We start from the raw sequence: 14537 nt of genomic DNA, 5'->3' as shown, positions 1-14537 counted from the left end.
TTTATGCATGGAAACCATCCTGAATCTGCATTTCACGCAATCAAAACAAACCATTAACATTTAATTAATCTTTGTTCAATGGGAATCCCCTATGCAAACGGTCAAACCCGCATTACCCCGTCCTGTGGTGGCAGTGATCTGCGATCGAATTAGCTACTTTCAGCACAACGTTCATGCTGTACCTGAAACCTACTTGCGTGCTTTGCATGAAGCAGCAGGTGTGATGCCTGTGCTTATTCCAGCCTGTCCCGAGTTGTTGGATTTATCAACACTGCTGGCCACAGTGGACGGTGTATTGCTGCCGGGAAGTCCCTCGAACGTGGCGGCGGAACGCTATAAAGCTGAGCCGCTTCCCAAGGAAACATTGATGGATCTGCATCGCGATGAGACGGTCTTCTCACTCCTGCCGTCAGTGACTGCACAGGGCATTCCCCTGATGGCGATTTGCCGAGGGTTTCAGGAGGTGAATGTCTTTTATGGTGGGACTTTGCACCGAGCCGTTCATGAGAGGGCAGATGCTATAGATCACAGGGAGGGAGATCACGCGCGAGCCATTGAGGAATGGTACGAAGATAGTCATCTGGTCAGTGTTACACCGGGTGGGTTGCTGGCAACGCTATCAGGAACGCAGGCCGTCAGGGTGAATTCGCTGCATCACCAGGGTGTTGATCGCCTGGGGAAAGGATTGCGTATCGAGGCTTTTGCGCTTGATGGACTGATAGAAGCTTTTACCGCACCTGACGCACCAGGCCTTGTGCTCGGATTACAGTGGCATCCTGAAATGTCGCTCGGACACAGTCCACTTGCACAACAACTCTTCACCACATTTGGCGACTCATGTCGCCGCCGTCAGCAATCCAGACTTTGCACCAAATCGACAGGAGGCAATGATGAGTTCATTAGCGCATACGCTGTTTAGCCGGAACTATGCGATGTCACGGCAGGCATTCCTTGCTGCAGCCCAGGCCAGAGGACTGTCCGTTGATAGCTACATTTTAGACTTGCCCGGTGTTGAGGGAGAAACGCTGGCGACAGATGTGGTGCTTGATGGCCCGGAAGATGCGGCGAATATGATTATTACCATCAGTGGTGTTCATGGTGTGGAGGGATATCCTGGGTCGGCGATCCAAAAAGGGTTGTTGGAGATGGGGCCATTAAACGAGCGTAATACCGCTGTTTTGCATGTTCATGCCATCAATCCCTGGGGATTTTCCTGGTCGCATCGTACCACTCAGGAAAACGTCGATTTGAACCGCAATTTTGTCGATTTCAATCAAAAGCTACCCACTAACGAACGCTACAGTGAGATTCACGATTTGTTGCTACCTTCAAGTTGGCCACCACCGGTAGATAGCGAAGATAAACTTCGTGAATTGGCAAAACTGTGGGGCGCTAAGGGTTTTCAGTGTGCGGTAAGTCTTGGGCAATATCGTTTTGCCGATGGTCTTCACTATGGCGGAGATAAACCGACCTGGAGCAATGATACCTTCCGTGCGATTTTGCGTCGCTATGCAACGCGCTGCCGTCGGATAGGCTCACTGGATATTCATACCGGACTTGGCCCTTATGGCTATGGTGAGCGGATTTTTGGTTGTGAAGATGAAGGGATTTCTATTAAACGGGCCCGAGACTGGTGGGGGGACACTATTACTTCGGTGAATACCGGTAGTTCTACCAGCGTTCCTCTAACGGGGCCAATTCAGGCTGCTTTGTTTCGTGAGTGCGAGCAGGCACAGCAGACCAACATTTGTCTGGAGTATGGCACTTACCCGCAATCACAAACGGTGTTGGCAATGCGCGGTGCGCACTGGCTAACACGTTATGGCAGCGACGACCCGCGACAATGTGCCGCTATCCGTCAGACCCTAAAAGATGCTTTTAACCCGCAAGATCCCTGGTGGCAGGAGGCTATCTGGACCCAGGGAAAACTCGTATTCCAACAAGCAGTAGCGGGTATTAATCGTAATCAAGACTGACATATTCCCGGAGAGTCGCATGAATCACAATACCGATCGTTTGGCGCAGAGTGGTGGAGTAGCACCAGCACAGCCAGTTCATTGGCGGGTGATTGTTGCCGCCGTCGCAGGCAATGCTTTTGAAGTTTATGATTTTGTTATTTATGCCTATTTTGCTGTTTATATTGGACAGACATTTTTCCCGATTACTGGGGAATACGGCAGTCTGCTGGTGGCAACGGCGACCTTTGGGGTAGGATTTTTTACGCGCCCTTTGGGCGCACTACTGATTGGTAGCTATGCTGACCGTGTAGGGCGTAAACCCGCGATGATTCTTACCGTTTCGCTGATTACGCTTGGCACGATGGGAATTGCACTTACCCCCAGTTACGCCAGTATCGGTATGATTGCTCCGGTGATTGTTGTGTGCTGCCGTCTGTTGCAGGGGATTGCTCTGGGTGGCGAAATTGGCCCTGCGACATCTTTGCTAATCGAATCAGCCCCGGCAGACAAACGTGGGCGCTACGCCTGTTGGCAAATAGCAAGCCAGGGTATTGCGGTCACTACCGGGGGGCTGATTGGCGTGATTATTACGCTTACGATGTCACCTGAGAATTTGCAAAGTTATGGCTGGCGCATTCCGTTTATCTTTAGTTTGCTGATGGTGCCACTCACCATTTATATCCGTCGCAATGTTCCCGAGACGCTGCATGCAGAGGATAAAAAAGAAGATAAAACCGTTGATATGCTCAAGGGCATGTGGCGTGACCATCGCCGTTTTCTGCTTATCGGGTTGTGTATCATGATCGTCGTCAACGTCACATCACAGTTGATAAACTACATGACCTCCTATGCCATCAAAACGCTCCATCTTGATCCGAGCATTGCCCAAACCAGTATTCTTATAGCCGGGTTAGTGTCATTTTTTGGGGCGTTGGCTGCGGGAAGGTTGAGTGATAAATATGGGCGTAAGAAGGTGCTAATCTTGCCGGTAATCGTGCTGTGTATCGTGGTCGTGCCGCTGTTTTCATGGCTGCATGAAGCACCTGATGCGACACGTTTGCTGACGGTTACCTTCGTCATATCCGCTATGATTGTTTTCCCGACTACCGCCGTGTTGGTTATTGTGCCGGAGATTTTGCCTGCCGGTTATCGCAGCACTGGCACATCGCTTATCTATGCGCTGGGGTCGGCACTATTTGGCGGAACAACACATTTTATTCTGACTGCACTTCTGGCGTGGACTAATCACCCCGTGGCACCTGCCTATTATGTGTTGTTTGCTGCAGCTGTCAGCTTGTGTGCGATGTCATTGCTGCCGGAAACGCGTGACCTCGGCGTAACGGCAAATAAGACGCAGCAAAAGAGAGTGGCAAGCCTGCCTCTTCCAAAGCGTGAATAGCATCAATAAACCGTATACCTATTGATCCAGTTTATAATTGCGCAGAATGCTTAAATGCATAATACCGGCCGACCTCCGCAGGTGCGGGGTTAAGCGCCAGCTTTTTCTGGCGACCAAAGGTACATTTAATGGAAAGGCGTCACTTTCTGAAAAGCGTTGCAGCACTATCAACGATTGGTTTGGTTCGTCCGGCATTTTCCGGGACCAAAAGTGTTGCTACCCCGGCTATTGCCTCTTCTGATACCTCCCGCCGTTTTGTGATGACGCAAACCTACAACCTTAAAGCGCCAGCAGGTTCCCGGGGCCAGGTGAAGTTGTGGATACCTGTGCCAGAAGAGACCGCCTTTCAGACACTGCTCGACCTTTCTTTCAGCGGTAATTACCAGAAAGCCAGCCTGACTGCGAATAATCGTTATGGCGCCAGAATGCTCTTTGTCACCTGGCCGGAATCGACTGGCCCGCTGGAAATTCGCGTTGAGATGACCATCGAAACTCGCGACTGGGAAGTGTTAAAAGACAATCAACTGGCTGACTGGTTGCTGCCAGAGCAAGACGCAGTCATCCCGGAGGAAATTAAACCTTTCTTGCTGGCGACTCCCCATATTCCCGTCGACGGTCTTGTAAAAGAAACCGCGCTCAAAATTGTTGCGAATGAAAAAGCGCCGCTCAAACAAGCTCGTTTGATTCACGACTGGGTGAGTACGCATATGCATCGCGATGATGCTGTGATTGGTTGCGGTACTGGCGATGTGGGCGAAATACTTAAAGCGGGCAAATTGGGTGGTAAATGCACCGACATTAACTCTGTTTTTGTTGCCCTGTGTCGTGCAGTAGGTATCCCTGCGCGCGAAATGTTCGGTATTCGTCTTGGTGCCAGCCGCAAGCTTAGTGAGTATTCAAAGAAAGCCTTCGGTAGCGCTGATGAGAAAGGGATTGCAAAAATAAGCGGTGGTCAACATTGCCGCGCGATGTTCTGGTTGGCGGGTTTTGGCTGGGTTCCAGCTGACCCGGCAGATGTCACCAAAATGCGTCTGACTGAGAAGAAAGAGAATGGTGACCCGGCTGTGAAAGCGGTTAACGATTATCTCTTTGGCAACTGGGAAATGAACTGGGTAGGCTTTAATCACGCGCGTGATTTCGCACTATTCCCGGCGGCAGAACAAGGTGATGTAAACAACCTGGGTTATCCGTATGCCGAAGTAGATGGCGATCCTTTAAACTTCTACGATCCGGCAGCATTTAGCTATGACTACGTCAGCACCGAACAGCATTAAGGGCCATTTAATCGCGTTGCTGGCGGCATTGATTGCCGCTGGCGCGTCAACACTGTGCTGCATTGGGCCATTGTTGTATCTGGTATTTGGTATTTCAGCAGCAGGGCTGACAGGTATCCCGACGCTACCCTGGCTACAAGTCCCCATGGTCATTGTCTCCCTGGGGTTAATGGCACGTGGATTCTGGCGACTCTATTTGTCCCCAAAACCGGTATGTACCAGTGTGGTGAGCCGCCGGATGTTGGTGTGGTTATATTGGTTGTCAGTCCCGCTGGTGCTGTTCCTGACTACCTATCCGTATCTCTTACCCTGGATTTGGGAAAGTATGGAATGAAGAGATTTTTATGCCTGGGGCTGCTTTTGTTGACGCCCCTGAGTTGGGCGGCCAATAAAATGGTCACTATAGATATAGGGCAGATGAACTGCCCACTGTGTGTTATTTCGATAAATCAGGCATTGCGCAGTACCGATGGGGTGATTAAAGCGAAGGCGTCATTAAAAACGCATCAGGCACAAGTCATTGTTCCGGACAATTTTGATAACCAGCAACTGTTGTCAGCGATTGCTAAAACAGGATTCACGGGCCAAATTCACGCGGTGGCTGAGGCGCAATAAATCCTGTTATCCCGGCGGTTGTAGTAGCCGGAAACTCATTGGCGAATCACCACCTCCCGCGGAGGTGGTGATTGTTTATCTGGTGGAACGCCCCATTAACCGAATAAGCAGTCCGCAAAGAGCTGCAATTGTTGCCAGCCCAACCATTCCCGTCCAGCCGAAGGTTTCCAGAGCTTTACTACCCAGTGTTGCACCTGCTGCCATGCCGATAAACACGACGGTAAACATAATGGCGTTCAGGCGACTGCGGGCGGCCGGATTTAACGCGTAGATGATGGTCTGATGTGCAACCAGTGAGGCCTGAATACCCAGATCAAACCCGATAGCACTAATGGCGATAATAGCCAGTTGCACAGGAACGGGAACAAACGGCATCACAAACATCAGCGCAAAGGAGATGACAACCAACGCGGCTGCAATTTTAGTGACAAAATCAGGGCCGCGACGGTCAGCGAGTGAACCTGCCAGCGGCGCGGCGAGCGCTCCTGCGGCACCTGCCAGGCCAAAAGTACCGGCTACGGCGGAGCCCATATGGAAGCGCTCTGCCAGCATAATCGCAAGCGTTGACCAAAAAGCACTAAATGCAATCGACAACAGCCCTTGTGCCAGAGCGGCACGACGTAAAGCCGAATACTCCATCCACAGTTTGCCCAATGAACGCAATAGCGCGGGATAGCGTAATGTGGTTTCAGGCTTGAAAGAGGGGAGTACGTACCAGAGTGTCAGCGTGACGACCCAGACACCTACCGCCGCAATAGTATAAACACTACGCCAGCCCCACAGTTGTGCCACGATGCCGCTAAATACGCGTGAAAGCAGAATGCCCGCTAAAAGTCCGGTCATCACCATTCCCACGGTTTTACCCCGATTGCTGTCAGAGGCCAGTGTGGCGGCGGCAGGGATAATATCTTGTGCTACGGTCGCAACCAGCCCAATTGCCAGGCTGCTGAGCAATAGCACATGCCAGGAAGAGGCGAACCCACACAGCAGTAACGTCAACGAAAGCAGGGTGCCTTTAATCAAAATGATACGGCGGCGGTCAAAGCGGTCCCCCAATGGGGCGAGCAACAAAATCCCAAGCGCATAACCAATTTGCGTCAGCGTGGGTACCAGGCCGACATCGCCGACACGGGCATGAAACGTGCTGCCGATAATTCCCAGCATTGGCTGGCTGTAATAAATTGAGGCAACACTCAGGCCAGCGCCAAGGGCGAGAAGAAAAACAATTTTGCCCGACAGCATGGTGTTGGACGTTGATGTGGTCATTGTGGAAAGCTGGCTCATGGCTCGCTCCAGTGGGTTAATGTGCGGCCATTCTTGTCGTTTTTTGCATTCGGCTGTAGTCCCCGCAGAGGTAAAACTGTTATACACTTAGCGTATGAACAAAAACATTAATCCTGCTGGCGATCGTATAGCCATTTTGCAAACTTTTGTGCGAATCGTTGAGAGCGGTAGCCTTTCAGCCGCAGCCGCACAAATGGATACTACCCAGCCAACAATAAGCCGACGCTTGCAAAGCCTTGAACAAATGCTTGGCGTTAAGTTAATTCAACGTACGACCCACACCATGAAGCTGACTGATGACGGCGAACGTTGTTATCAGCATGCACGCCGGTTGATTGAAAATTGGCAGATTCTGGAAGATGAAGTCAGTGGTGTACAGGACGAGCCTGCTGGAGTGTTGCGTGTACGCGCACCGCACGCCTTCGGGCAAGATCAGCTCATTGGGCCGCTTGGCGATTACCTGCTGCGCTATCCGCAAATCAATATTGAGTGGATCCTCAACGATCGGTCACCGGATTTTATCCCCGAAGGGATTGATTGCGCGATTCATGTTGGAGCCATAACAGACCCTTCAGTGGTTGCCATTTTACTGGCGGAAGTCCCGCGCATTGTGGTGGCCGCCCCATCGTTGTTGGCACACTATGGGCCTGTGAATGAAGCTGAAGATTTGTTGAAACTCCCTTGGGTGGCGCTGAGTAGTTTTTATCGCAATGAAGTGACGTTAAGCGATATAACTACTGGCGATCCTTTCCGCTTCGACATTACGCCAAGACTGAGCACTGATAGTTTGTACGCGGTGCGTAAGGCAGCTTTAAACGGATTGGGAGTAGGGATGGTTTCCGCATGGGTTGTGAAAGAGGATTTGGAAGAAGGAACCTTGCAGCATGTTCTACCTGGTTGGCAGGTTGCACCTTTGCCCATCTATCTGCTCTATCCTTACGCGAGTTACTACCCGGCCCGCCTGCGCAAATTTATTGAGCTGATGAAGGAAGTCATGCCTGGCCTAACGGGCACTCAATCTGCGCGTTAGTCATTGAGCCATTTAGTACGTCACATTAATGGTGACGGTATCGGCGTAATTATCCGGGGCGTAGTTTGCACTGGGTACGGTTGCGTAAACGGTATAGGCAGTGGTCGATCCGCTACCGGTGCCATTGACGCTGTTTGCTGTAATGCTTCCCCATGGCGTCCCGCTTTGGCCTGACGTTGAACGCAGTTGATACGGGACTGTATCGGTATTGCTCCCGCTGCCGGTGGTTTTCATTTGCCCGCTGCCTGTGGTACTGCCATTCGATGGACTCAGTCCTATCGAATAAGGGGTGTTATTTGAGCATGCGACACCAAGAGTATTACTCGAAGCGAGATTGGTTTGGTTCATGGTAGCCGGGGGAAGACTTATATTATTGACGAAGCTGATGTTGCATTGCTTGGTCACGACCGCGGTCACGTTAAAAGGAAAACTCGGGCCGGTTCCATTACCGCAATCGGCGGGAGGGACCGCCAGGCCTGTATTTGTGGTGACGCTTGCGGTGGCTGTATTAAAACTGTCTAAATAGCTACCGGGAGCCGCGGTGATTTGGGGTGTCGTAAGCTTTGCATAAACTGTCAGACTACCCGTTACTGGCGTGAGATTGAGGAGTGTTATTTGGGCCATAGGCGGAGTGGTTCCGGCCTGGTTCTGATTTCCCCAAACCACAGTATGAGCCTGGTTTTGATAGAGTTGGTAGTTTAATGTGCTGGCTGGAGGGCCAGCAAAAGCCATGCTGTGAGGGTTTACCTGACCATTGCTTGAAGCGCCGATATTAAAGCACAGAGTAATAGCACTAAGCACATCGGTAAGTACTTTGCTGCACGAATAGCTGAACGTCATGGACGTTTCAGCACCTGTACTGGACAGTGGATTTACATTCCCAAAATTAATGGGTTGCACGCCACTTATTGAGCAACTCAGCGCGTGGCTAACACCAGGAGACAAACTTAAGGCTGCAAAGAAAAATAACTCTCTAAAACGCATATAGGTTTCCTTTCTCTTAAGAAGTCCAGTTCATCTCACCATTAGTGACAAACAAGTGGGCCAAGTTGCGCAATGCTGGCAGCCTTCTGCGGGTAATCGAACTGCACGGAGCAAGTGCCTTTGGCGGCCATCACTTTTAATGTGTTATGCAGTTCCAGCGTATCGAAATAGACCAGGCCATCAAAACCAACAATGGTTTGTTGGTTTTGCTTAGCATTCAGCTCTACCGATGTCCCTTCTTCAATCGGTGTTCCTTGGGCATCAACCACGATTATTTGCGCGGCGCGAACCGGAGTAATACCAAATTTGACTAGCGAGCCAGAACGGTCGGCAGGTGTGGCGTAAGCATTAACCTGGTCGATACGTGTATTAGCGGGTAAGTTCATTGGGTCGATGCTTAACAGGTTATTTTCATAGCTTTTGATTGGCGTCACTAACAGCAAGCCCTGGCTGTTGCTGGTGCCGATGAGATTGTTTTGCAGTTTGATTGGCAAGTCAGGAATACCGTCGGTGGAGACAACAGCAAAGCCATCATCAATTGTGCGCGCGGCAAACAAACCGCCACCCATCATCACCAGGGAGCCGCTACCACCGGCATAGGCATACTGTGTATCGGCGGTGCGATTAAAACCGCTGTAAACTTTGCCATAGCGGCCCAGGTAACCCAGTTCTCCCTGGCCGTTTTGTTGTGAAGATTGTTGGCTTGCAGCAAGATTCCAGCCCCAACCCCCATCTGAAGGTTGGGTACGGCTGGCATTAAGCATATAACCGTTTTCATCATTCGTGCGCTGTACGGTGCTACTGGCGGTAAGGTTATTGCTAAGGATAAATGTGGCCGTCAGGTAGAGGTTACGATCCCGGCTGTCGTCTACGTTCTGATTCACACCAGCCGTGAGATAAATATGACTTGTTAGTGCGCCATACCAGTTTGCTCCTGCATAACGCACTGAGTTTTCATCGGGATAGCGATATTGCAGGTAGCTCAGACTGACATTTCCATACGAAGGGGTGTTGTACCCAACGACGACATTGCTATTGAGTGACGGCGGCGCTGAACCATAGCGGCTGGCGATATCACGGTAATCACCTGCGGTGGCAATCGTCGAGGTGCTGAAGTTAAAATTGCTGCCAATCCAGCGATAACCCAGGCTATACAACATCCCGTTCTCACCCGCATCTGTGCTCATGGCAAGAGACGTTGAAAGGGTGCCAATACGGCCGCCAGGTATCCAGTCCATACTGAATCCAGAATTGAGCAACTGTTTGCTTACCTCAGAATGAACACCACCTGTAAAACTGTTACTGATACCCCGCCGCCAGGTTCCACTAAAGGAAGGTGTACTGGCGTAATCAAATGAAGAGATACCGTAATTTTCGCGCACCACCCCCAGTTCTGCTGACCACTGCGTCAGCCCTTCACGTAATAGCTGCTGATCCTGATAAAAGGAGAAGCTCTGGGTCGTTGTTCGACCCAACGCATCAGTCATATTCACTTGCGCGTAGCCAGCACCGCTGATATTTGGCTGGGTGTTGATTTCAAAATTACCCGCAGGTACTTCACCGTTGTAATATTTCATGCCATTGATAAATAATTCAACATTTGAGGGTACCGTTGCCGAACCTAAAAAAGAGGGCAGAGGTGTCGTCGGCATATTAGGTTGCAGGTTGAAATCAGTGCCTATTTGAATACCCGCGATACGTGTCGGGCGCGACCATGTAAGACTGCTAGTGAGAGTATCACCGAGGGTTAAGCTAATCAGGCGGTCTGGGAACGATGACCGCCACTGTGTATCAAGACGACTAAAATTGTTTTCTGCCGTAACACCATTTTCCTGCGTGGAGTATTGAGTTAATTGGGTCGAACTCAGCACACCTGCGGAGTTAAATGCGCGCAATTCAGTAAAGCTGCTGGCGTTACTTCCATCGCCTTGTGCTGCGTAAACATCATAATTAAGTAACATCCCCCGTGATGTGGATACGACTGGCGGAGGAGTATCAACTTGATTGATTTTGGTGGTATTTAAATTCAAAGTGCTAAGAGGGGCTGTCAATTTCAGTGTTTGTAATGAAACATCATAATCAAATTGTAATTGGCTTAAACTCTCCAGACGAATCGATTGGGGCGATTCATTAGGCAACTTAAACCCTATTTTTTGTAATGTTTCTTTGCTGGTATATAATTTCCCCTCTGACTCACTAAAATGCTCTATGCCGACATGATTACCATTCAGGGTGATATCAAGATACAAGTCTATTGCGCCAGAATGCTCGTTATTATTACTCATCACCGGACTGATGGAATTATTATCATTGGCCGAGGCTACTCCTGGCATTAACATTCCACCGAGAAAAAAGGTCATTATTACGCTAATGATTTTATTAAAGTTCTTGCACCTTTTTTTGTCCATTTATAGTGACTTCTAATTTGCTTCCGGGGGCGGTGTCGGCGGCAGTAAAAGGCAATTTCCAGCGCATGGTTGCGCCCGGGAGAACATATCCCAATAGCCCCTGTGTTATTTCTTTTTTTCTACCTTGTGTATTGATATATGAAGCAGCAGATAACTGGGCATGGCTATTCCCCTGATTGCTCACCTCAAGAAATGCTTCATCACCAATACGTTGAATTCCCCATTGCAATTTTGCTGAATGATCGCTGGTACCCTTTGGTTGAATGAAAACGGGAACTGAATAATGCAGAACAAACTGTATTTTATTTTTTTGTAGTTCTGGCGGTGGCAGCTCATTGATTGACAGTCTATAAGCTTCTTCCACAGTATTTGAGGCTGGGCCCATATGAATCACGCGAATCAGCTGTTTCTCACCGGGTGCCAGCTTAAGCATCGGCGGGCTAATAACCAGATTCTGAGAAGAGTTGAGCTGGTCTTCAAAACTTTGCTGGTTCCATCTATAAACACGAACTTGCGCATTTATGGTGTCTTCACCCTGGTTCATCAACCAGATGCCATCGGCATTTTGTATACTTTGCAGGGTCAGTGACACAGGCGAAACTTGCAGGCCACTTGCCACTATATTTTGTGAAAACACTGCTGCTGTTAATAGGCATAACGCCGCCATAGCCGTTCGTGTCTGTGACTTCATATTATATAATAGTCCTTTATATTAATAATTTACGTTAACGGTTACCGTATCTGCGTAGCTATCAGGTGCAAAGTTTGCGCTGGCAGCAACGGCATAGACCGTATAGGTTTGCGCCAAACCTGAGCCTGTCCCCCCAACACCGTTACCCACGGCTATGGTGGTGGCCGTATTACCCCAGACGGGACCTGTGCCTGACGTTTGATGTAACTGATAAGGGACTTTATCGTTGTTTGTCCCACTGTTAGCGACTGATGACATAGCACCAGCACCTGTGGTATTGCCACCATTAACAGTGGATGGCGCTAGGCCGATGAAATAAGGAGTGGTTCTTGAGCACTGGACGGTAAACGAACTGTTTCCCGTTGTATTTGTTGCATTACTACCGACAGAGCCCAGATTAATATTTGCTCCAGCGCCTGTGGTGACAATGCATGAAGCAGTAATAGTGATCTGTACTTGAAATGTGTTGGTTGCCACTACGGCATTTGCAGATGGAACAAAAGCAAAAATCATGAAAGGAAAAAATATGCGCATTTTAATGATTGATTTCATATCTTTGTACCTATTCAGATACCTGCGGTTTGTCAATAATGCATACGGATGAAAATTGCATGACTATTAAAACCATAGGATCAGGTACATTTTTATGCCAATTTCAGTATGTATTAAATTTTTTAATATGATCACATTCGCACTTTAAGTTTTATCAGGTGAGTTTGAAAATTGTATTTGGAAAAGTCTGCTATAAGTCATTTCAACATGAATATTGGATGCAAAAATATAATAATTTCATATGTAAACAATTTCAAAGGTAAAGAAAGTGCTACTGCTTAACGTTATAATTCAGAAAGATATTAATTATTCAGATAACGTAATAACCCAATGTTGGCGTTATTGAAAACGTGAATACGTAACGTATTTTAGGGCAGATTGTTCACATTGTTGAGGCATAATATATGCTGATGCCACCGAAATTATTCGGTGGTTAGAAATGGAAATAAAGCTAAAACGTCGCTATAGACATTAAATTCCACTCTTTAAAATAATCAAGTTTTGGTCGAAAACATTAAGCCTGTTACAGGGTAGGGACGTTACTACTGGATGTTTGTTCAATAGTTATCAAACAACCAGGACCTGCTCATGCCGTTATAAATATGTAACAAAACCTTCTTACACTGCTCACTTCTGATAACAATATCGAAAGGAAGCTATGATGAGCAGACCTCTTAAGCCGTTGTTTAAACAGGAACACAACGACGAAATCAGTAACAGCAGCATCAACCCTGTTTTTTCAGAGGTTGCCCGCGCGTATTTAAGCCGCCGCCGATTCCTGCAAATGGGGGCAGTTGCTGGTGCCGCTGTAGCGTTCCCGACGTTGCTAAAATCTCCGGCTGCATGGGCGGTAGAGACAGCCCTGGCACGTCCATCTTCCCTTGGTTTTACCAGTATTGAAGTTTCCACGGATGACACCGTGCGTGTGCCGGAGGGCTACATCGCTCGGCCATTTTACCGTTGGGGGGATGCGGTCGGCTTAAAGGGTAACTTGCCAGAATTTAAAACTGATGGCAGTAACACCACTGATGAACAGGCTGCTCAAGCAGGAATGCACCACGACGGTATGGCGTGGTTTAGTTTGCCGCCGGGAGGTACCGATCCGAATCACGGTTTGCTGGCGATGAACCATGAATACATCGACAACGGTTTGTTGTTTAAAGATGGCGTCGCGAACTGGAGTCTGGATAAAGTGCGCAAGGGCCAAAATGCCATGGGTATTTCGGTTATTGAAGTAAAAAAAGAGGGCGATAATTGGAGCGTGGTTCGTCCTTCTGAATTTGCGCGCCGTATTACAGTTAATACGCCGATGATCCTTACAGGGCCCGCCAAAAATCATGCATTAATGAAAACAGCTGACGATCCGCAGGGTGAGAGAGTGCTTGGTACGATGCAAAATTGTGCCAATGGTCTTACACCGTGGGGCACGTACCTTACCTGCGAAGAGAACTGGTCGGATATTTTCGTTAAAAAAACGGCACCGAATGCTCTGGAAAAACGCTATGGCATCAGCGACAGCGATGATTCCTACCGCTGGAATGAAGTCGATGCGCGCTTTAGCGTGGATGCCACACCTAATGAACCTAACCGTTTCGGCTGGGTGGTAGAAATTGACCCTTATAATCCGTCTTCGACTCCACGCAAACACACGGCATTAGGCCGCTTTAAGCATGAAGGGGCTGCGATTACCCTGGCGGCGGATAAGCGCGTAGTGGCTTACATGGGTGATGATCAGAAATTCGAATACATTTATAAGTTCATTTCCAAAAATCAATATGATGCCAGTCTGCGAGATGCTGCCATGGACTTGCTCTCTGAAGGCACGCTATATGTGGCGAAATTCAATGATGATGGTAGTGGCACCTGGCTGCCCCTGATATACGGGCAATCCGGCCTTGATGAAACGAAAGGATTTACCAGTCAGGGCGAGTTGTTGATTAAAACCCGCCTCGCAGCTGACGTTGTTGGTGCTACAAAAATGGACCGCCCTGAGTGGATTGCGGTCGATTCGCACGCCACGGGCAGTGTTTATTGTACCTTGACCAACAATAGTGACCGAGGCAAGGAGGGTAAAGCACCTGTCGATGCTGCCAACCCGCGCGCTAATAACGTATATGGCCACATCATGCACTGGACGGAAGAGAACGGTGACCCTGCATCAACCGCATTCACATGGAATATTTTGGTGCTAGGCGGTAATCCATCTAGTCTGGATGAGAAAACCAAAGGCTCTATGAAGGGGGCGGAATTTGGCAGTGCAGATGGGTTATCGTTCGACCATCGCGGTGTACTGTGGATTCAGACCGATGTTTCTTCCGGTACTATGACTAGTCCTGATATAA

The 14537-nt window shown here is 49.0% G+C and carries 13 protein-coding genes; 8 read left to right on the top strand and 5 right to left on the bottom strand.

The window, feature by feature from the left end; translation table 11 throughout:
- Positions 1 to 91: 91 nt before the first annotated feature.
- The 6 genes from M979_RS07585 (at position 92) to M979_RS07560 (ending at position 5246) form a co-directional block, all read left to right on the top strand.
- Positions 92 to 919, top strand: a complete 828-nt coding sequence (locus M979_RS07585; protein ID WP_064554321.1) for a gamma-glutamyl-gamma-aminobutyrate hydrolase family protein — start codon at positions 92 to 94, stop codon at positions 917 to 919.
- Positions 891 to 1976: a M14 family metallopeptidase gene (locus tag M979_RS07580; RefSeq protein ID WP_209439630.1), complete on the top strand. Its 1086-nt coding sequence runs from the start codon at positions 891 to 893 to the stop codon at positions 1974 to 1976. The genes M979_RS07585 and M979_RS07580 overlap by 29 nt, the downstream gene beginning before the upstream one ends.
- 19 nt (positions 1977 to 1995) lie before the next feature.
- Positions 1996 to 3357, top strand: coding sequence for an MFS transporter (locus M979_RS07575; protein ID WP_064554319.1), 1362 nt, complete (start codon positions 1996 to 1998; stop codon positions 3355 to 3357).
- A 128-nt stretch (positions 3358 to 3485) separates the two neighbouring features.
- On the top strand, positions 3486 to 4631 hold the full coding sequence (locus M979_RS07570; protein WP_064554318.1) for a transglutaminase-like domain-containing protein: 1146 nt from the start codon (positions 3486 to 3488) through the stop codon (positions 4629 to 4631).
- The gene (locus M979_RS07565) at positions 4603 to 4965 is read left to right on the top strand and encodes a mercuric transporter MerT family protein (RefSeq protein WP_157093215.1); all 363 of its coding nucleotides are present in this window, start codon (positions 4603 to 4605) and stop codon (positions 4963 to 4965) included. The genes M979_RS07570 and M979_RS07565 overlap by 29 nt, the downstream gene beginning before the upstream one ends.
- A complete protein-coding gene (locus M979_RS07560) occupies positions 4962 to 5246 on the top strand; it encodes a heavy-metal-associated domain-containing protein (RefSeq protein WP_034455344.1) in 285 nt (94 codons plus the stop codon). Before M979_RS07565 ends, M979_RS07560 begins: the two co-directional genes overlap by 4 nt.
- 75 nt (positions 5247 to 5321) lie before the next feature.
- Here the strand turns inward: M979_RS07560 and M979_RS07555 are convergent, their stop codons facing one another.
- A complete protein-coding gene (locus M979_RS07555; protein WP_064554317.1) occupies positions 5322 to 6530 on the bottom strand; it encodes an MFS transporter in 1209 nt (402 codons plus the stop codon).
- Positions 6531 to 6624: 94 nt separating this feature from the next.
- Between M979_RS07555 and M979_RS07550 the strand changes: the two genes are divergently transcribed.
- Entirely contained in the window at positions 6625 to 7560 is a 936-nt protein-coding gene (locus M979_RS07550; RefSeq protein ID WP_064554316.1) for a LysR family transcriptional regulator, read from the top strand.
- A 12-nt stretch (positions 7561 to 7572) separates the two neighbouring features.
- Here the strand turns inward: M979_RS07550 and M979_RS07545 are convergent, their stop codons facing one another.
- From M979_RS07545 to M979_RS07530, 4 genes are read right to left on the bottom strand one after another with little or no spacing between them, the layout of a single operon-like run.
- Positions 7573 to 8544: a Csu type fimbrial protein gene (locus M979_RS07545; RefSeq protein ID WP_064554315.1), complete on the bottom strand. Its 972-nt coding sequence runs from the start codon at positions 8542 to 8544 to the stop codon at positions 7573 to 7575.
- Positions 8545 to 8585: 41 nt separating this feature from the next.
- Positions 8586 to 10904, bottom strand: coding sequence for a fimbria/pilus outer membrane usher protein (locus M979_RS07540; protein ID WP_245164684.1), 2319 nt, complete (start codon positions 10902 to 10904; stop codon positions 8586 to 8588).
- A gap of 19 nt (positions 10905 to 10923) precedes the next feature.
- Entirely contained in the window at positions 10924 to 11643 is a 720-nt protein-coding gene (locus tag M979_RS07535; RefSeq protein WP_064554313.1) for a fimbrial biogenesis chaperone, read from the bottom strand.
- 21 nt (positions 11644 to 11664) lie between these two features.
- Complete coding sequence (locus M979_RS07530) at positions 11665 to 12195, bottom strand: Csu type fimbrial protein (protein ID WP_051880464.1); 531 nt, start codon at positions 12193 to 12195, stop codon at positions 11665 to 11667.
- Between the two features lie 661 nt (positions 12196 to 12856).
- On the opposite strand from M979_RS07530, the gene M979_RS07525 reads away from it, so the two are divergent.
- The coding region (locus M979_RS07525; RefSeq protein WP_064554312.1) for a PhoX family protein at positions 12857 to 14537 on the top strand (1681 nt) is incomplete at its 3' end.

This window comes from Buttiauxella noackiae ATCC 51607 (genome assembly GCF_001654865.1).
Classification (GTDB): Bacteria; Pseudomonadota; Gammaproteobacteria; order Enterobacterales; family Enterobacteriaceae; genus Buttiauxella; species Buttiauxella noackiae.
This window is presented reverse-complemented; position numbering and strand designations above follow the sequence as displayed.